14 protein-coding genes are annotated in these 19,678 nt (G+C 60.7%); 10 read left to right on the top strand and 4 right to left on the bottom strand.

The window, feature by feature from the left end:
- Positions 1-7 precede the first annotated feature (7 nt).
- The 4 genes from NLM33_RS24545 (at position 8) to NLM33_RS49305 (ending at position 3,433) form a co-directional block, all read left to right on the top strand.
- On the top strand, positions 8-1,126 hold the full coding sequence (locus tag NLM33_RS24545) for an ABC transporter ATP-binding protein (RefSeq protein WP_254099601.1): 1,119 nt from the start codon (positions 8-10) through the stop codon (positions 1,124-1,126).
- A gap of 4 nt (positions 1,127-1,130) precedes the next feature.
- The gene (locus NLM33_RS24540) at positions 1,131-1,943 is read left to right on the top strand and encodes an IclR family transcriptional regulator (protein ID WP_254099599.1); all 813 of its coding nucleotides are present in this window, start codon (positions 1,131-1,133) and stop codon (positions 1,941-1,943) included.
- 71 nt (positions 1,944-2,014) lie between these two features.
- Positions 2,015-2,944, top strand: coding sequence for a LysR family transcriptional regulator (locus NLM33_RS49705; protein WP_254128348.1), 930 nt, complete (start codon positions 2,015-2,017; stop codon positions 2,942-2,944).
- A gap of 357 nt (positions 2,945-3,301) precedes the next feature.
- On the top strand, positions 3,302-3,433 hold the full coding sequence (locus tag NLM33_RS49305) for a hypothetical protein (protein ID WP_256570625.1): 132 nt from the start codon (positions 3,302-3,304) through the stop codon (positions 3,431-3,433).
- A gap of 744 nt (positions 3,434-4,177) precedes the next feature.
- Here the strand turns inward: NLM33_RS49305 and NLM33_RS24535 are convergent.
- From NLM33_RS24535 to NLM33_RS24520, 4 genes are all read right to left on the bottom strand, one after another.
- Positions 4,178-5,734 (bottom strand): AMP-binding protein, encoded by a 1,557-nt coding sequence (locus tag NLM33_RS24535; RefSeq protein WP_254099597.1) that lies wholly within the window; start codon positions 5,732-5,734, stop codon positions 4,178-4,180.
- A 77-nt stretch (positions 5,735-5,811) separates the two neighbouring features.
- The gene (locus NLM33_RS24530) at positions 5,812-6,783 is read right to left on the bottom strand and encodes a nitronate monooxygenase family protein (protein ID WP_254099595.1); all 972 of its coding nucleotides are present in this window, start codon (positions 6,781-6,783) and stop codon (positions 5,812-5,814) included.
- An 81-nt stretch (positions 6,784-6,864) separates the two neighbouring features.
- The gene (locus NLM33_RS24525; RefSeq protein WP_254099593.1) at positions 6,865-8,079 is read right to left on the bottom strand and encodes an ABC transporter substrate-binding protein; all 1,215 of its coding nucleotides are present in this window, start codon (positions 8,077-8,079) and stop codon (positions 6,865-6,867) included.
- A gap of 529 nt (positions 8,080-8,608) precedes the next feature.
- A complete protein-coding gene (locus NLM33_RS24520; RefSeq protein ID WP_254099591.1) occupies positions 8,609-10,015 on the bottom strand; it encodes a short-chain fatty acyl-CoA regulator family protein in 1,407 nt (468 codons plus the stop codon).
- Between the two features lie 306 nt (positions 10,016-10,321).
- Between NLM33_RS24520 and NLM33_RS49700 the strand changes: the two genes are divergently transcribed.
- The 6 genes from NLM33_RS49700 to scpA all read left to right on the top strand — a co-directional run bounded on the left by NLM33_RS49700 (position 10,322) and on the right by scpA (position 19,588).
- Complete coding sequence (locus tag NLM33_RS49700) at positions 10,322-10,729, top strand: biotin transporter BioY (protein WP_371930132.1); 408 nt, start codon at positions 10,322-10,324, stop codon at positions 10,727-10,729.
- Complete coding sequence (locus tag NLM33_RS24515; RefSeq protein ID WP_254099587.1) at positions 10,722-12,254, top strand: acyl-CoA carboxylase subunit beta; 1,533 nt, start codon at positions 10,722-10,724, stop codon at positions 12,252-12,254. The genes NLM33_RS49700 and NLM33_RS24515 overlap by 8 nt, the downstream gene beginning before the upstream one ends.
- A gap of 7 nt (positions 12,255-12,261) precedes the next feature.
- Positions 12,262-14,277 (top strand): acetyl/propionyl/methylcrotonyl-CoA carboxylase subunit alpha, encoded by a 2,016-nt coding sequence (locus tag NLM33_RS24510; RefSeq protein WP_254099585.1) that lies wholly within the window; start codon positions 12,262-12,264, stop codon positions 14,275-14,277.
- Positions 14,278-14,331: 54 nt separating this feature from the next.
- Entirely contained in the window at positions 14,332-15,441 is a 1,110-nt protein-coding gene (locus tag NLM33_RS24505; RefSeq protein ID WP_254099583.1) for a CaiB/BaiF CoA-transferase family protein, read from the top strand.
- Between the two features lie 80 nt (positions 15,442-15,521).
- Positions 15,522-17,387, top strand: coding sequence for a methylmalonyl-CoA mutase family protein (locus NLM33_RS24500; RefSeq protein WP_254099581.1), 1,866 nt, complete (start codon positions 15,522-15,524; stop codon positions 17,385-17,387).
- 47 nt (positions 17,388-17,434) lie between these two features.
- Positions 17,435-19,588 carry a methylmalonyl-CoA mutase gene (gene scpA / locus NLM33_RS24495; protein ID WP_254099579.1) on the top strand — a complete coding sequence of 718 codons (2,154 nt, stop codon included), beginning with the start codon at positions 17,435-17,437 and terminating at the stop codon, positions 19,586-19,588.
- Positions 19,589-19,678: the final 90 nt, after the last annotated feature.

Here is a 19,678-nt window from a genome sequence, read left to right as displayed (position 1 = left end):
CTCATCCGTGAACGCCACCGCGAATTCCGAAGCTGTCCGACTCCGGGTTGATGGAGTTAGCAAGCAATATGGTGATATGACTGCCTTAGCGGCTACCGATCTCGTTATCCGAAAGGGAGAGTTTGTCAGCCTACTTGGGCCCTCAGGATCCGGTAAGACCACGCTCCTCAACATCGTTGCCGGCGCCGCAATGCCTTCAACAGGGCGAGTGCTGCTGGACGGCCGTGACATCACGCACCTGCCGTCACGCGAACGCAACCTCGGCATGGTCTTCCAGCATTACGCGCTAATCCCGCATATGACCGTTTTCGACAATGTCGCCTTTCCGTTGAAAGTGCGGGGTGTGGCCAAGAATGAGATCGCTGACCGTGTGCGGGCCGTGCTGGCCACTGTCCGACTCGACCAACTGACTGATCGGAAACCTAGTCAACTGTCTGGCGGGCAGCAGCAGCGCGTGTCGATCGCTCGCTGCCTCGTCTATGATCCGCCGGTCATTTTGATGGACGAACCGCTTGGTGCTCTGGACAAGGGCTTGCGTGAAGCCATGCAGTTTGAGATCAAGCGACTTCATAGGCAGCTTGGCATCACCGCACTGTATGTCACGCACGATCAGGACGAAGCTATGGCGCTCTCCGATCGGATCTGCGTCATGAACAACGGCTCGATTGCCCAGCTTTCAGCAGCTCGCGAACTCTATTATCAGCCGACCAGCAAGTTTGTTGCGGAATTCCTGGGCGAGTCGAACGTTCTTCCGGGTAAAGTAACCTCATCAGGTTCCACCATTGAAGTTGAACTCGACGAAGGAGCAGGTTCGGTTCGGAGCACTCAGCCTTGTACTCTCAAGCCGGGCGAGCAAGCGTTTGCGATGATGCGTCCTGAGAGCATCTCAATCGCGGCAACCCCTGGCCAGACCGCAGCCGATAACAAGCTGGCTTGCACCGTGGAGGGCGTTGAGTTTATCGGTGGTGTTAGTCGTGTCCGGCTCCGCGCGGCCGGTAATATCGCCTTGAGCGTCAAGTTGTTGTCGAGCCACAAACCGCTCGCCACGCTCGCATCAGGAGACCACGTCTGGGTTACCTGGAGCCCTTCCGATACGATCTTGCTCGACCGCACCCACGATGCGTGAGACCATGGCTTCGCAGAATTCAGCGAGCGGTAGTTTCACGGACTATCGAGACGACCGCCTCTTTGTCGAAGCTATCGAGAAGTGCTTCATCGTCCTCGAGGCCTTCGGGGCGCGCAGCCCCGCGATGAATATAGCGCAGCTGAGCCTCAAAACAGGGTTGGGGCGCAGCGCAATCCAGCGGATTGTCTACACGCTAAGTGAGCTCGGTTATCTGCAGCGTGAAGAGGAGACCAAGCAACTGAGTCTGGCGCCTAAGAGCCTCAGCTTAGGTTCGCGATATATCGCAGCAGATAACCTAATTGAACTCGCTCAGCCGTTTTTGCGCGACATTGCCGAGCGGTTCGATGAGACGGTGACCCTCGCTCGTTTGGATCGATCCGAGATTGTCGTCGTTTCCAGTGTCCCGAGTTCGCAAGTTATTAGCGCCTCCGTGCCTGTCGGTGCACGGTATCCTATCGAGGGGTCTGCGTCCGGATGGGTTCTCGTGGCAGACATGCCCGAAATCGCGCAGCTGAAAATTGTCGAGAAGATCCGTTCGCGCACCGGTTCGCGATGGGCGTCCAATGACGAGCTGCTCAGGAGACTGGAAGAAGTTCGCGTACGTGGCTTTTCGCTTATCGAGCCGCCACTGTTCCTGGGTGGGCTGTCTATCGCTGCGCCGATCCTTAATGTGGATGGCACCGCTTGTGCCGCTTTGGCTGTGTCTTGCCCAACAGCCCGATGGTCCATCGAGGAAGCGAGCGCCCGCATCACCCCTATCATCGTTCACGCCGGGCATGCCCTATCTCGATTGAATGGCTGGCACGGCGGCGAGTGACGGCTGTCCAGATCTGGTATACTCAGGCATGGTCGAAAGCGATCGATCGCAGGGCTTGAGGATCGCAGGGAATGGATGTCCGGCATTTCAGATACTTTCTCGCAGTGGCCGAGGCGCTGAGCTTCGCAAAGGCTGCACGAGCACTGCATATGAGCCAGCCTCCGCTGTCCAAGCGCATTGCTGACATGGAGGAGGAAATTGGCGTCAAACTATTTGATCGGACGAGCAAGAAAGTCGAGCTAACACAAGCGGGCGAGGCACTTGTTCCTTACGCTCGCGACGCCATTCTGGCGTTTGACGCGGCCGTACGAGCAGCTCGGTCTCAATCCCCAAGTCGCAGGCACCGAGTGCGAATTGCTCTCCCGCCAGAAACGTCTCGGGTGGTGATAGAAGAATTGGTTCGCCGACTTGAGCAACTCCGGATTGAAGCTGAGCCTGTGGAAGCCTGCACTGCCGATCAGGAGAGCCTCCTGAGAGCAGGCGACATCGACATCGGCGTCCTTCGGCTTCCCTTCGATGATAGGGGGTTTTGGGTATCCCCCCCACTTGCTCAATCCCTTGGGATTGTGATGGATGCCACGCATCCACTTTGTTCCCAGCCAAGGATTTTCCTAGATGATCTTAGCCCATATCCCTTGGTGCAGTTCGCGCGACATTACGCTCCGGGCCTTTATGATGAGTTGCTCAGACTGTGCGCTGAAGGAGGATACTCTCCGTCAAAGATTCTCCATGGCGTTAGAATGACCGCGGCTCTCCTCCGAACGGAACAAGCGGTTACGTTTACGACGCCACGCTTCCTAAAGCGCCGTGGCGATGGAGGCACCAAAGAGCTCGTGTGGCGCTCGCTCCAGAATGATCCAATCCATTGGTGGACGTCGGCAGCATGTCGCCTTGAGGACCATAGGGGTTCCGTAAAAGCCGCGATCGAGGTGGTTTTGGCAACCGTGGAGCAACATGAAAACTGGCTACGGATTCCACGACCTGAAAAATTCGCTAAATGACGGAAGGCGGCTCCTCCTACATCTAACGACGCTTGAACGAGACCCGCGGGTCTTGGAGACTTCCGGCGATGACCTCTTTTTATCAGGTGGTTGCCGGCACCGCGCTAGAAGTATGTCGTCCCGCGCTGCGTCGCGACACTTGTAGACGTGGGCTATCAGCGCAAGATCGCCTCCCGACGGGAATATGTTGTTGTTCCTCGTCTACTGCATCTTGGCATCAGTTTATGTCCGCACAAGCCCAGTGATTGATCGAGCGGTACCGTCCTTGCTGGGTAAGCGCGAATTTCTCCGCATCCTTGCTTTTGAGTGCTCTAGCTAATGCATGAGGTGTCCGCCAAAATAAGTGGACACCTTGTGATGGCGACGGATGATCAGAAACCGCTGGTCCACGGCCTCGTGCCGGAACTGCAACGTCGTGGCCTGTTCCGCACCAAGTACGACGGCCCAACCCTGCACGATACTCTTGGACTGCTCCAGCCGGAGGGCTGAGGTCGCGCGTGCCCACGCACGCTCTGCTCTTCAGCCTCCGCACCATGATCGTGCTACGACTATCCATCTGCGGCCTGAAAATACCGGCGCGACCAGTAAGCCATTGATAACGGGCAGTTCTCAATAGGAGGCCGCAGTCAGAGTCTACTCATGCAAAAAGCTTCGGAATCTCTTGTTCAATCAATCGCAATAATCGGGTGTTGCGCCTCCCCGCAACCAACGATGCTTGCGATAGCCAGCCATCCAAAGCCCCGGCCTCCGAAAGGAAGTCGGGCTTTTCTTGCTCGCCGAAAAGCGCAAGGATCGCATCCTTGACGCCAGCCTTCGGAGCATCTGTCCAAAAAAAGCCGCCCGCTGTTTAGTCGTGTGCCGCCGCACCCGGCATGATCCCGACGGCCCAAGAGTGGCCCACGCGCGAGAAAGTCCGCGCCGCCCCCGGACGTTCTCGCACGCCTCTGGCGCCAACCCGAATTGAGGCCTCTAGCTAGGTCTGGCTTTGAATCATATCTCTGGAGAAGCGTTGAAGCCGCGGGGCGAGTTTCCTCCCCTGCGGCGCAACGTTGAGACCGGTACAGAATTCGCAGTGGCCGGCGCGCCGTACCGCTTCAGTCCACTCGGCTTCGGAGACGAGAAGGGGGTCCTATCCGCGATCAGGGAGACCATCGGTCGCTGGCGTCTCCCAGCAGTCGATCGCGGGCCAACGCGTCAAACGTACACTGCTGAAGCCCTGATGCTGTGGGTGACCTATCCGACCATGCGGTCGTGTCCTGTCCAGAAGTTCGCTCGTAGAACCTTCTTGTCGACCTTTCCGACCCCGGTCATCGGCAAGTGTTGGACAAACTGGACTTGTTTCGGCGCATGAGCAGAGCCTTTGCGTGATTTGACCAAGTTGATCAACTCGTCCGGATTAGGGTTCGAGCCTTCGCGCGGAACGATGATGGCGGTGACGGCCTCTCCCCACTTTTCGTCGGGAATGCCCACCACTGCGACCATCGCGACTTCGGAATGCTCCGACAAAACGTCTTCAATCTCGCGCGGGAAGATGTTGAAGCCACCGGAAACGATCATGTCCTTCTTGCGATCAAGGATGAACATGTAGCCACGCTCGTCCTTACGGGCGATGTCGCCGGTATGCAGCCAGCCGTTCTTCAACGTTTCGGCTGTGATGTCGGGCTGCTTCCAGTATTCCGCCATCACGTGCGGTGCACGAACGCAGATCTCGCCGGCTTCGCCCGTTTCCACTTCTTGATCGTCGTCGTCGAGAATTTTTACGTCGCATACCGATATCGGGAAGCCGCAAGAAAGGAACAATTCGGGCGTCTTCGGATCGTGGTCGGCTTTGCGCAGCACCGAAACCGGATAGCACTCTGTCTGGCCGTAGAGCTGAGAGAATACCTGTCCGATTCGCTCGATCCCCTCGACCAAGCGGCTCGTCGACATCGCCGATGCACCGTACAAGACTAGTTCGAGTGACGAGAGGTCGGTCCTTGAGAGCGACGGATGATCGAGTAGCATGTAAATCATTGTCGGTACGAAGAGTGTGAAATTGATGCGCTCGCGCTGTATTGTGTGGAGCACCGCTTCCGGATCGAAGCCCTTCAGCATGTGAATGGTTCCGCCAGTCATCAAGGTCGGAAGCACCTTGGTTCCTGCGACATGGCTGATCGGGGCGACGGCAAGATACCGAGCTGCCTCCGGAATCTCGAAGTCGGCCAGGATTGCGCCGGCGAATCCGCCATATTGGCGGTGGTATCGAAGCGCTCCCTTCGATCTCCCTGTGGTCCCGCCCGTATAGTTGAGAATTGCGATGTCGTCGGGTTCGGCGAAGCTGCGCGGGGTTACGTGTCCGACGGCTTCGATGGTCTTCAGCAGATCGGTACCGTATTGAGCGCGACCTAGGGTAAACACTGCTTTCAGCCCGGCAGCGCTCGCCGCGAGCTCGCCGCCTCGATCGTGGAACGCAGCCGCGTCGACTATCAGCATCGCGGACTCTGAGTCCTCAAGCTGAAAGAGTTGATCTTGAAGGGAGCCGAGCGGGTGCAGCCAAGTGATGCCGAACCTGGCGAGCTGCGCCGCGACGCTCGCGCACCACATGTCTGCCCGGTTGGCGGTCAGGAGTGCGACGCGCGATCCTGGAGGCAGATTCATCTGCATAAAGACGCTCTGCATGCGTCCAATCAGGTCGAAAGCGCCTCGATAGCTTAGGGTCCCCTCCGGCCAGCTAAAGGCTGTTCGGGAGGGGTAGCGTGCGAGCGCCCGCAGGGTTTGCTCGCAAACCGCAGGGAAAGCGTGGAGTGACATGTTTCCACCTCGTCTTGGTTGTTTCTTTTCTGGCCCTGCTCATCCAAGGAAGCTGGGCGAAGTCTTAGGGGCGCGGATCATCGCGCCTGGACGGCGCTGCGGAATTCCGTGATGGTCTGCGCGATCAAATCATCAACGGACAGGATATTTCTGACTCCGGAAGTTGAATGCCCGCCGCTCCAGATGTCCCGCCACCTCTTGGGTCGAGCTTCCCGCGCGGCGATGTCGATGTCGTGACCGATTTCGATCGAACCGTGCGGCGGCAGGTTGTCCGGTTCGAGGCCCGCTGCCTCGATCGACGGCCTCAGCATGTTGGTCTGCAATCCCGTGAACGCGGTAGTCAGAAGGACATCGTCCGCAGAACTCTCTACGAGCATCTGCTTGTGTCTCTGATCAGCCATGCTCTCGCGAGTCGCGATGCACTTCGTTCCCATGTAAGCGAGATCACAGCCGAGTGCCTGCGCCGCTCGCAGAGCGACACCGTCGCTAATGCCGCCAGCGAGCACGATCACACCGTCGAAAAACGTGCGGACCGCACGGACGAACGCGAATGGATTGAGCCAGCCGGTCTGGCCGCCAGCCCCTGCCGTCAACAGCACGAGACCGTCGACGCCTGCCTCTACTGCTCGTTCTGCGTGCCGAATGGACGCCACGTCAGCAAGAACCATGACGCCGGACTCCTGAAGCGGTCGAAGCACGGGGGTCGGGGATCCGACCGAGGTGATGACCATCTCTGCCTTGTGTTTAAGGACAACCTGCAGATCCTCTGACAGGCGGGCATTGGATTTGTGTACGATCAGGTTCGGACAGACTGGCGCATGGCGTCTCTCGGTTTCGGAGTCGTAGCGGTGCAGGCGTTCGTTGATCGTAGTTAGCCAATGATCGAGCTCGTCGGCGCTGCGGCAATTCACCGTCGGGAATGATCCTATTACCCCGTTTCGGCTCGCGGCCACGACGAGTTCGATGCCCGAGACGAGAAACATCGGAGCTGCGATCAACGGTAAGGCTAGGCGATCCTGAAACCGTGCCAGTTGCTTCGACGAGTCCACCTTCCCTCCTTCGATCGCACATTGTAGCCGTCTGAGAACGGAAGCCGCACGGACTTCTAAATCCGTGCGGCTCGGGTGCTCCTAGTTGGACAACTTGCCTTCGATGATCGGACCAAAAGTGACCCAATTGTCTCCTTCAAATTTCATCAACTGCATCTGTTCGATCGGGAAATGATCGGTAGGCGACGTGTTGAGAGTGATTCCGGGGAGCAAAGTCGAGGGTGCGAAACCATTCAGGCTTTCTGAGACCTTCATGATGTTCTCCCGGGTCAGATTGTCCCCCGCCTGCTCGAGAATATATTGGAGTGTTTGAAGAGCTGCATAGGAGTAGGTGACGAGGCTGCTATTGCGGTCTGCATCAGGTGCGTACTTCTGCAAGAAGCGTTCGCATTCCTGAATGCCAGGGTCCCCTTTCCAACGCGGGTCCGTCGGGTCTTTGTAATAACCTGCGCTGATGATGCCTTGCGCGTAGCTGAAGCCGGCCGGTTTGATCACCGCTCCTACTGAGCTCGAAACGTTGTTGAGGATATGGACAGGCTTCCAATCCAGCTCGCCCATCTTCCGGATCGCCATCGCGGCAAACTTGGGTTGGCTCAGATTCAGAAGCAAATCTGCTCCTGACGCCTTCAGCTTGACGATCTGCGAATCGATCGTGGGGTCGCTAAAGTCGTAGGTCGCCTCAGCGACGATCATCGAGGTCTTGTCGCCGAGCCCATCCTTGACGCCTTTGTAAATGTCCTTGCCGTACTCGTCGTTGGCAACGAGGACGGCCACCTTCGCGGCGGGATGTTCCTTCAGAACCCATTTTGCATAGATCCGACCTTCCGATTGATAGGATGCATTGAAGGGCATCGTCCACGGAAACGCTTTCGGATCCTCGCCGAACCTCGTGCCCCCGGTGGCGAGCATGAGCTGCGGCACCTTCTTCTGGTTCATGTACTTCATGATGGCAAGATTCGGCGGAACACCGAGCGTCTGGTAGAGGAATAGGACTTCGTCGCTTTCAACCAGCTTGCGGGCCTGCTCGACCGTTTTCGGCGGGCTGTAGGCGTCGTCATACGAGATCCAATTGATCTTCCGTCCGTGGATTCCGCCCTTTTCGTTAATCATCGTCACGTAGGCAGAAGCGATCTTTCCCACGATGGCGTAGGCGGAAGCGGGCCCGCTGTAGGGCAGGATATTTCCAATCTTGATCTCGGTGTCGCTCGCGCCCGGGCCGTACTGCTTCTGGGCCAATGCTTCCTGCGAACCGATTGTGATGCCAGCGGCGACGGCAAAAAATATCAAACCACGCATATTCAGCGTTCCTCCTGTCTCGTTCTTGCTTGATCGTTTGGACGCCTAGACGTCCCGCAGCTCTCTCAAAGCGGCGCCATTGTCACCGTTGATTTCGGCATCAAAGCTTCTTCTGTCTGTAAATTTATCAAGCAATATCAATTAATTGCCGATATTTTACAGCAGTAAAAATTATGACACTGACGTCATGTTACTAAAGTTGGACTTTTGGTCAAGCCCACGCTCCCCGTATGTGTGTTCTCAACTCGCTCCTAACGTGAAGGTGCGGCTGATGATTGCCGCAATCGACAAGCTCGAAGTTCGGCGCGCCGGAGCCAAGCTCGGCGGCGGCGAGAAGCGCATCGAGGCCCAGCATGGCCGCGGCAAGCGGGTGTGTCCGGCGTGATCCGGGCGGTCAGGATTGTCCTACGCGCGAGAAAGTTCGCTCCGTTCCCAACGTTCTCGCAGGCCTGTCAAACGCCAACCCGAATTGACGCCTCTAGGTCTCGCTTCGAGTCTCACGCAGAGGTCAGCGGCCGGTACTCGGGACCTAGGAAATCTCATATGGCAAAACGTTTCGCCGATTGCGGTGGACGGTCAACCTGCTTTTCAATGGAGGAACCGCGCGCTGCGCGCAATCCGCACGTTCGCAGATGCGGCAAGAGATTCCGATCGGATCGTAAGCGCCTTTGCTCGTCAGATCGAGTCCATCGGCATACACGAAATCTCGTGCGTAGGAGATTTCACATCCAAGGGCGATCGCGTAGCGCGGCCGCAGTGTTCCGAACCCACCGTGGCCCTTAGCGAGTTCGGTCGCAATGCAGAGAAAGCGCACGCCGTCCGGTGTTTCGGCGAGCTGCCGAATGATGCGGCTCGGTGACTCGAACGCCTGATGCACATTCCATAGTGGGCACGCTGCGCCGTAGCGCGCGAACTGCAATTTCGCCGCGCTATGGCGCTTTGTGATATTTCCGGCGCGGTCGACACGCGCGAAAAAAACCGGCACGCCCTTGTGACCCGGCCGTTGTAGCGTGGAGAGCCGGTGGGCAACCTGCTCCATGCTCGCACCGAAGCGGGCAGCGATCAGGTCAAGGTCATGGCGCAACTCTTTCGCAGTTGTGAGGAATGGCTGATACGGCAGGATCAGCGCTCCCGCATAATAATTCCGCAGGCCAGCCTTGCACACCTCGCGCGCGTCAGCAGTGCGAAACTCGGCACGTTTCGCAATTTTTTCGATCTGGTCTTCCTGCTCAAGCGCAGCGATCTGAAGCGCCATTTGAAAGCTGCGTGTCGCGGCAGGCAGATATGGGCTCAAGAAGAGGATTCGTGATGTAGGGTCGAAGCGCCTCAAGAAGCTATCGCCAGGATCCGTTCTCCGGATCAGCACGCCGTGTTGGTTCTCCAAGTGCTTCGCGAGCGCTGCGTTTGCGTCGCTGTTGGCGATGTCGAGCTCAAGCGCCAGACTCTCGGCTGAGACGTCGAGATCGTGAACATAGTTGTCGGTGAAGTGAAAGAAGTCGCGAACCTCCTCATAGGGGGTCGGTTCGGTGCTCCAGCCGCCGATGTGGTCATCCAGGCTTGCGAGTTGTTCGCTATTGCGCCGGTAGGCCTGATGGCAACTGAGCAGCGCCTGCGCAAAGCTAGGTGCGTTCTGAACGACGAGCTTCAGCTCCTGGAGGCTGGGGGAGTGGGGGGAGAAGACGGGATCGGCCAATGCTTCCGATAGTATTGCGATGAGCCGATCGCCGTCGTTCGTCGATATGGAACTCAGGTCTATCCCAAATCGCTCGGCCAGAAGAACCAAAACCGATGCCGAGACCGATCGCTGGTTGTTCTCGATCTGATTTATATAACTGACTGAAATACCTAATCTTTCCGCGAACGCTGTCTGGGTAAGCTTCGCCGCTTCGCGGACCTCGCGAACCCTTCGTCCGATATAGAGCTTGCCAGTCGACATTTTTTTGCAGCTTCGCAATTTGCGTTTTGCAAATTTGTATCATGTGCAGCTGTGCCTCTTCAAGCCTTTCGCGGAGGCGCTTTGCCTCGTACGGAGACCGCTCCGTTCTCCAATCGAGCTCATGATGATCATTTACAATCCTGGCGTGCTCCGCAGCGCACCGCGCCGCATTAGCTTCGACTTGGCGATGATCGTAAGCGCTTCGCTGCTCATTGCCGTCTCAGCGAAGGTTCAGGTCCCGTTCTTTCCGGTGCCAATGACCATGCAGACCTTCGTGGTCTTCGGCATCAGCCTAACCTCGGTCCGATCCGAGGCAGTCTTGCCGTACTCGCCTATCTTTTCGAGGGCATTGCAGGGCTTCCTGTCTTTGCCGGCTCTCCCGAAAAGGGCATCGGTCTCGCCTACATTCTGGGACCGACGGGTGGCTACCTGCTCGCTTGTCTCCCGGCAGCGCTGTTGGCTGGTTACCTCGCTGAGCGTGATCGGAATGGCTCATTCCTGTCGATCGTAGCGAGCGCCGGGGTCTTCCTGGCAACTATTTATGTTTCGGGTCTCCTATGGCTTGGGATCGTCATCGGGTTCGATGCACCACTGCTTCGGCTCGGCTTCTTTCCATTCATCATCGCTGACTTGCTGAAAGTGACTGCAGTCGCCCTCGCATTCCACTTCTCACGAGGTTGGACGAACAACGGGCGAGGCCAAGCCGATGCTTGAAGTGATCGAAATGCTCGAGGCTCGTCGCGCCGGCGCCAAGCTCGGCGGCGGGGAGAAGCGCATCGAGGCCCAGCACGCCCGCGGCAAGCTGACCGCGCGCGAGCGCATCGAGCTCTTGCTCGACAAGGGATCGTTCGAGGAGTTCGACATGTTCGTCGAGCATCGCTCCACCGAGTTCGGCATGGAGAAGAACAAGATCCCCGGCGACGGCGTCGTCACCGGCTGGGGCACCGTCAACGGCCGCAAGACTTTTGTCTTTGCCAAGGACTTCACCGTGTTCGGCGGCTCGCTGTCCGAGACCCATGCGCTGAAGATCACAAAGCTGCAGGACATGGCGATGAAGGCGAGGGCGCCCATCATCGGCCTCTATGACGCGGGTGGCGCCCGCATCCAGGAGGGCGTTGCCGCGCTCGCCGGTTATTCCTACGTGTTCCGCCGCAACGTGCTGGCCTCCGGCGTGATCCCGCAGATCTCCGTCATCATGGGCCCCTGCGCCGGCGGCGACGTCTATTCGCCTGCGATGACCGACTTCATCTTCATGGTGAAGAACACCAGCTACATGTTCGTCACCGGCCCGGACGTGGTGAAGACCGTCACCAACGAGGTCGTCACGGCCGAAGAGCTCGGCGGCGCCTCGGTGCACGCCACGCGCTCCTCGATCGCGGACGGCGCCTTCGAGAACGACGTCGAGACGCTGCTGCAGATGCGGCGCCTGATCGACTTCCTGCCGTCCAACAACACCGACGGCGTGCCGGAATGGCCGAGCTTCGACGACATCGGCCGCGTCGACATGTCCTTGGACACGCTGATCCCCGACAATCCGAACAAGCCCTACGACATGAAGGAGCTGATCCTGAAGGTCGTGGACGAGGGCGATTTCTTCGAGATCGCCGACATGTTCGCCAAGAACATCGTCACGGGCTTTGGCCGCATCGCCGGCCGCACCGTCGGCTTCGTCGCCAACCAGCCGATGGTGCTGGCCGGCGTGCTCGACAGCGACGCATCGCGCAAGGCCGCGCGCTTCGTCCGCTTCTGCGACGCCTTCAACATCCCGATCGTCACCTTCGTGGACGTGCCGGGCTTCCTGCCGGGTACCGCGCAGGAATATGGCGGCCTGATCAAGCACGGCGCAAAGCTGTTGTTCGCCTACTCACAGTGCACCGTGCCGCTGGTCACCATCATCACCCGCAAGGCCTATGGCGGCGCTTTCGACGTCATGGCCTCCAAGGAGATCGGCGCCGACATGAACTACGCCTGGCCGACCGCCCAGATCGCTGTCATGGGCGCCAAGGGTGCGGTCGAGATCATCTTCCGCAGCGACATCGGCGACCCCGACAAGATCGCCGCGCGCAACAAGGAATACGAAGACCGCTTCCTGTCGCCTTTCATCGCGGCCGAGCGCGGCTACATCGACGACGTCATCATGCCGCACTCGACCCGCAAGCGCATCGCCCGGGCGCTGGCGATGCTGAAGGACAAGAAGACGGAAATGCCTGCGAAGAAGCACGACAATCTGCCGTTGTGAGATAGCTGTGTTCAAAAAAATCCTGATCGCCAATCGCGGCGAAATCGCTTGCCGGGTCATCAAGACCGCTCGCAAGATGGGAATTGAGACGGTTGCGGTCTATTCCGAGGCCGACCGCGACGCCCTCCATGTCGAGATGGCCGACGAGGCCGTGCTGATCGGGCCGCCCGCGGCGGCCGAAAGCTATCTGGTGATCGAGAAGATCGTCGAGGCCTGCCGCAAGACCGGCGCCGAGGCCGTGCATCCCGGCTACGGCTTCCTGTCCGAGCGCGAGGCGTTCCCGCGCGCGCTGGAAGCCGCCGGCATCGTCTTCATCGGCCCGAACCCGGGCGCGATCGCGGCGATGGGCGACAAGATCGAATCCAAGAAGGCGGCCGCCAAGGCCAAGGTCTCGACCGTGCCGGGCCATCTCGGCGTCATCGAGGACGACAAGCACGCGGTGAAGATCGCCGATGAGATCGGCTACCCCGTCATGATCAAGGCCTCCGCCGGCGGCGGCGGCAAGGGCATGCGCATCGCGCATTCCAAGGCCGAGGTCGCGGAAGGTTTCAATCTCGCCAAGGCCGAGGCCAAGGCCTCGTTCGGCGACGACCGCGTCTTTGTCGAAAAGTTCATCGTCGATCCCCGCCACATCGAGATCCAGGTGCTGGGCGACAAGCACGGCAACGTGATCTATCTCGGCGAACGCGAGTGCTCGATCCAGCGCCGCAACCAGAAGGTCATCGAGGAGGCGCCGTCGCCGCTGCTCGACGAGGCCACCCGCCGCAAGATGGGCGAGCAGGCCGTCGCGCTGGCCAAGGCCGTGAATTACGATTCCGCCGGCACCGTCGAATTCGTCGCAGGGCAAGACAAGAGCTTCTACTTCCTGGAGATGAACACGCGCCTGCAGGTCGAGCATCCCGTCACCGAGCTCGTCACCGGCGTCGATCTCGTCGAGCAGATGATCCGCGTGGCCGCCGGCGAGAAGCTCGCGCTGGCGCAGAAGGACGTCACGCTGACCGGCTGGGCCGTGGAATCGCGTCTCTATGCCGAAGACCCGTTCCGCAACTTCCTGCCCTCGATCGGGCGCCTGGTGAAATATCGTCCGCCGGCCGAGGTGAGCAAGGACGGCATCACGGTGCGCAACGACACCGGCGTGCAGGAGGGCGGCGAGATCTCGATCCATTACGATCCGATGATCGCCAAGCTCGTTACGCACGCGCCCTCGCGCGCCGCGGCGATCGAGGCGCAGGCGACCGCGCTCGACTCGTTCTATGTCGACGGCATCAGGCACAACATCCCGTTCCTGTCGGCGCTGATGCATCATCCGCGCTGGCGCGAAGGCAACCTGTCCACCGGCTTCATCGCCGAAGAATTCCCCAAGGGCTTTGCGGTGCGCGTGCCCGACGGCGAGGTCGCCCGGCGCATCGCCGCGATCGGCGCTGCCATCGATCACGTACTGGGTGAGCGCAAGCGGCAGATCTCCGGCCAGATGGGTGGCCGCGTCGTGCAGCGTGAGCGCCGCCGCGCGGTCTGGCTCGACCGTCAAGAGATCCTGCTCGAGATCGCCCGCGAGCGTGAGGCGATCGCCGTTCGTTTCGTCGATGCCGAAGGCAACGCCGGCAATGCGCATCTGCTGCAGTCCGCATGGAAGCCGGGTGATCCGGTCTGGCAGGGCACGATCGATGGACAGTTCGTCGCGGTGCAGACGCGCCCGATCGCCAACGGCATCCGCCTCGCGCATCAGGGCGTCGAGGTGCCGGTCTACGTCTGGACCGAAGCGGAAGCCGCGTCGGCGAAGCTGATGCCGGTGACCACGGCCGCCGACACCGGCAAGAAGCTGCTGTGTCCGATGCCCGGCCTCATCGTCTCGATCGCGGTGACCGAGGGGCAGGAGGTCAAGGCCGGCGAGACGCTCGCGGTGGTCGAAGCCATGAAGATGCAGAACGTGCTGCGCGCCGAGCAGGACGGCACCGTGAAGAAGATTCACGCCAGCGCCGGCGCGACGCTCGCGGTGGACGCGCTGATCCTGGAGTTCGGATAGCGCATTCTCTAAACGAGCAACCGACGATCAAGAAAATCAGATGGGAGATCCCACATGGTAGCTGCTTCGGGCTCGCAGACGGTCGGAGCAAACGGCCCTCTTGCCGGCGTTCGTATCGTAGAATTCGCCGGCATCGGTCCCGGCCCCTTCGCTTGCATGATGCTGGCAGACATGGGCGCCGAGGTTGTGACCCTTGACCGTGTCGGTGCTGCCAGGAATTTGAAGGGAATTGCGGCGCGTGGTCGCAAGTGGGTCGATGTCGACCTGAAGGATGACAAGAGCAAAGGCGATGTCATCGAGCTTCTCGGTACGGCGGACGTCCTGATCGAGGGCTTCCGTCCGGGCGTGATGGAGCGCCTCGGGCTAGGTCCCGACGTTATTCTCAACCGCAATCCTCGAATTGTGTACGGGCGGATGACCGGTTGGGGTCAACATGGTCCCCTCGCGAACGCAGCGGGTCACGACATCAACTACATTTCGATCACGGGCGCGCTCGCCGCAATCGGTACACGCGAAAGGCCGATCCCGCCACTCAATCTGGTCGGTGATTTCGGCGGAGGTGCCCTCTATCTCATCGTCGGAGTTCTTGCGGCGCTGATGGAAGCGAAGACGTCGGGGCGGGGACAAGTCGTGGACGCCGCAATGTGCGACGGAGCAGCCTCGTTGATGACCATGTTCTTCGACATGAGCGCTACTGGGGACTGGGTGGAAGGCCGCGAGCAAAACATGCTGGACGGAGGGGCGCATTTCTATGGTGTCTTCGAATGCGCTTGCGGCAATTTTGTTTCGATTGGATCCATCGAGCCGCAATTCTACGCGCTGTTGCGACAGCATGCAGGCCTGCTTGATCCTGACTTCGATGCTCAGATGGATGCCGCAGCCTGGCCAAAGCTGAAGCAAAGACTTGCGGCAGTTTTCAAGAGCAAGACGCGCGAGGAGTGGTGCAAGATCATGGAAGGGACCGACATTTGCTTCGCTCCGGTCTTGACGATGACGGAAGCCTCGCGCCACGAGCACATGGTTTCGCGGGAGGTCTTTCTTTTGCGCCATGGAATTCTACAGCCTGCTCCGGCGCCGCGGTTCTCGAGGACACCCTCAATGGCCCGCGACCCAGAAGAACTGTCGCTCGCGGCGATCATGGGCTCCTGGAAGAATTGCCAGTAGGTCAATTTTCGTAGGGGGATTGTCTATGCCGTGCAGACCCGAGCCGGAATTTTGCGCCGATGTGAAAGGGGGCCCAGACCGTGACGCCGGATGACCTGCCGCTGGCGGCGGATTTTCCCAAGGCGACCGTCGAGGACTGGCGCAAGCTGGTCGACGGCGTGCTGAAGGGCGCGCCGTTCGAGAAGCTGGTCGGCAAGACCTATGACGGCCTCAAGATCGAACCGCTTTATCCGCGCGCCAAGGGCGTTTCGCCCGTGGTCGGACGGGCCGCGGCGGCGCCGTGGCAGATCATGCAACGGATCGACCATCCCGACGCGGCGGCCGCAAATGCGCAGGCCTTGCAGGATCTGGAGAACGGCGCGACGGGGCTCGCGCTGGTGTTCGCCGGCGGCGCCGGTGCCCACGGCTTTGGTCTGGAACCTTCGGCTGAAGCCGTTGCCAAGGTCTTGAAGGACGTCCATCTCGATGCTGGCATCGGCATCGAACTTCAGATCGGACCGCAATCGCGGATGGCCGCGACCCATGTCGCGGAATATGTGAAGAGCAACGGCCTCTCACCTGCGGCCTGCAACATCCGCTTCGGGCTCGATCCGCTCGCGGCCGGTGCCGTGTGGGGCCACAGCCCCTTCACATGGGACGAGATCGTTCCCGCCGTCACTGGCGCCATCAAGGGCCTCGCGGCGCTCGGCTTCAAGGGGCCGTTCGCATCCGCCGACGGACGCGTGATCCACGATGCCGGCGGCTCCGAGGTGCAGGAGCTTGCCTTCGTGCTGGCCTGCGGCGTCGCTTATCTGCGCGCGATCGAAAGCTCCGGCGTTCCGCTGGAAGCTGCGCAGGGCATGGTCTATGCGCGGCTTTCCGCCGACGCCGACCAATTCCTGACCATGGCGAAATTCCGCGCACTGCGGCTGCTCTGGGCGCGCATCGAAACGGCGTGCGGGCTGACGCCGAAGCCGCTGTTCATCGCCGCCGATACGGCCTGGCGTATGCTGACGCAGCGCGACCCTTACGTGAACATGCTGCGCGCGACCATCGCGACCTTCGCGGCGGGACTTGCCGGTGCCAACGCGATCACCGTGCTGCCGCATACGCTGGCGCTCGGCCTGCCCGATCCGTTCGCGCGGCGCGTGGCGCGTAACACGCAACTCCTGCTGCTGGAAGAAAGCAATCTCGCCAGGGTCAGCGATCCCGCGGCCGGCGCAGGCGGCATCGAGACACTGACGGCGCAGCTCTGCGACGCAGCCTGGGCGCTGTTCCAGGAGAGCGAGAAAGCCGGCGGCGCCTTCGCCGCGCTTCAGCAGGGCCTGTTCCAGAGCAAGGTGGCGGCTGCGCGAAAGGCGCGCGACGCCAACATCGCCAAGCGTCGTGACGTGCTGACCGGCGCCAGCGAGTTTCCGAACCTGCATGAGAGCGAAACGGCGGTGCTGAAGGCAACGCCGGTCGCGCTTCCGCCTTACGGCGAGCAGAAATACAAGTTCGATGCACTGCCGCCGATCCGGCTCGCGCAACCGTTTGAGGCGCTGCGCGACAAATCGGATGCGGCCCTCAAAGCGCACGGCGCACGGCCGAGCGTGTTCCTCGCCAATCTCGGCACGCCCGCCGATTTCACGGCGCGCGCCACCTTTGCCAAGAGCTTCTTCGAGGCCGGCGGCATTATGGCTGTCGACAGTAACGGCTTTACCGATCCGGCTGAGCTTGCGGCTGCGTTCAAGGTGTCGGGCGCCACGATTGCCTGCCTCTGTTCCAGTGACAAGGTCTATGCCGACCAGGCGGAAGCCGCAGCTAAGGCGTTACAAGTGGCCGGCAGCCGACACACCTATCTGGCAGGCCGCCCAGCCGAAGCGGAGACGGCACTGCGTGCGGCCGGCGTCGCCGGCTTCATCTTTGCCGGCACTGATGCGCTCGCAACACTGCAGGGCGTCTATCAGCGGACAGAACAGGTATAAGGCAAGATTCTGCGCCTCGTGCGCTCAACGGCGATATGGACGAAACGATGACCCGTATTCCCAATTTCGGTGATGTTGCGTTCGAGAAGGTCGCAAGCCCCGCATCCGCGGGTCGCGCCGAGCCGTGGCTAACGCCCGAGGGCATTCCGGTGAAGAGTGCTTACAGCGAAGCCGATCTTGCAGGGCTCGATTTCCTCGACACCTATCCGGGCATCGCACCGTTCCTGCGCGGCCCCTATCCGACCATGTATGTCAACCAGCCCTGGACGGTCAGGCAATATGCCGGCTTCTCCACGGCGGAGGATTCCAACGCGTTCTACCGCCGCAATCTCGCGGCCGGACAGAAGGGCCTCTCGGTCGCCTTCGACCTCGCCACCCATCGTGGCTATGACTCGGATCATCCGCGCGTCGGCGGCGATGTCGGCATGGCCGGCGTGGCCATCGATTCCATCTACGACATGCGCACGCTGTTTGCAGGGATTCCGCTCGACCAGATGAGCGTGTCCATGACCATGAACGGCGCCGTGCTGCCGATCCTCGCACTGTACGTCGCGGCCGCCGAGGAACAGGGCGTTCCGCCGGAAAAGCTGTCGGGCACCATTCAGAACGACATTCTGAAAGAGTTCATGGTGCGCAACACCTACATCTATCCGCCTGCGCCCTCGATGCGGATCATCTCGGACATTTTTGCGTACACCTCGCAAAAAATGCCGAAATACAACTCGATCTCGATCTCCGGCTATCACATGCAGGAGGCCGGCGCGACGCAGGACCTCGAGCTGGCCTATACGCTCGCCGACGGCGTCGAATATCTTCGCGCCGGTCTCGCCGCAGGCCTGGATGTCGACCGCTTCGCGCCGCGCCTGTCGTTCTTCTGGGCGATCGGCATGAACTTCTTCATGGAAGTCGCCAAGCTGCGCGCCGCGCGGCTGCTCTGGGCGGAGCTCTTGAAGCCGTTCAACCCGAAAGACCCGCGCTCGCTGTCGCTTCGCACGCATAGCCAGACTTCCGGCTGGTCGCTGACCGCGCAGGACGTGTTCAACAATGTGATGCGCACGACGGTGGAGGCGATGGCCGCGACGCAAGGCCATACCCAGTCGCTGCACACCAACGCGCTCGACGAGGCGCTGGCACTGCCGACCGATTTCTCGGCGCGCATTGCCCGCAACACCCAGCTCTTCCTGCAGCAGGAGAGCGGCACCACCCGCATCATCGACCCCTGGGGCGGCTCGTATTATGTCGAGCGGCTCACGCGCGATCTCGCCGCGAAGGCCTGGAGCCACATCCAGGAGGTCGAGGAGCTCGGCGGCATGGCCAAGGCGATCGAAGCCGGCGTGCCCAAGCTGCGCATTGAGGAGGCCTCGGCCAAGACCCAGGCGCGCATCGATGCCGGCAAGCAGGCGGTGATCGGCGTCAACAAGTACAAGCCGACGGATGAAGCCGCCATCGACATCCTCAAGGTCGACAACACCAATGTCCGCCGGCTTCAGATCGACAAGCTGACGCGGCTGAAGTCCGAGCGCAACCAGACGGAGGTCGATGCCGCACTCGCCGCACTGACGCGTTCGGCCGGCGAAGGCAATGGCAATCTGCTCGCGCTCGCGATCGACGCGGCGCGCGCGAAGGCCACCGTCGGCGAAATTTCGGACGCGATGGAAAAGGTGTTCGGCCGGCACCGCGCCGAGATCAAATCCATCACCGGCGTCTACAAGCGGGAAGCATCCAGCATGGGCAACCAGGTCGAGAAGGTTCAGGCGCTGATCGACGCGTTCGAGGAGGCCGAAGGCCGCCGCCCGCGCATCCTCATCGCCAAGATCGGCCAGGATGGCCACGACCGCGGCCAGAAAGTAATTGCGTCCGCGTTTGCCGATATCGGCTTCGACGTCGATATCGGGCCGCTGTTTGCGACCGCCGACGAAGCCGCACGACAGGCCGTCGAGAACGACGTTCACATTCTCGGCGTCTCCTCGCTCGCTGCCGCCCATCTCACCGCGGTGCCGGAGCTGAAGGCCGCGTTGAAGAAGCAGGGCCGCGACGACATCATGATCATCGTCGGCGGCGTGGTGCCGCCGCAAGACTATGACGCGCTTTATGCGGCGGGCGCCGAAGCGATCTTCCCGCCGGGTACCGTGATCGCGGACGCGGCCGAGGAACTGATCCGCAAGCTCAATGCGCGCCTGGGGCATAGCGAGGCAGCATAGCGGCCTGGCTCCAAAACCGCCACTACATTGAGGTTGCGCTTCGATCTATTGGTTCTGAGCATAAGAAATACTCATCATGCCGACTCTTGA

The organism is Bradyrhizobium sp. CCGUVB1N3 (assembly GCF_024199925.1).
GTDB lineage: Bacteria > Pseudomonadota > Alphaproteobacteria > Rhizobiales > Xanthobacteraceae > Bradyrhizobium.
Note: the sequence above shows the minus strand (reverse complement) of the source record. Positions and strands in the feature narration are given on the sequence as shown.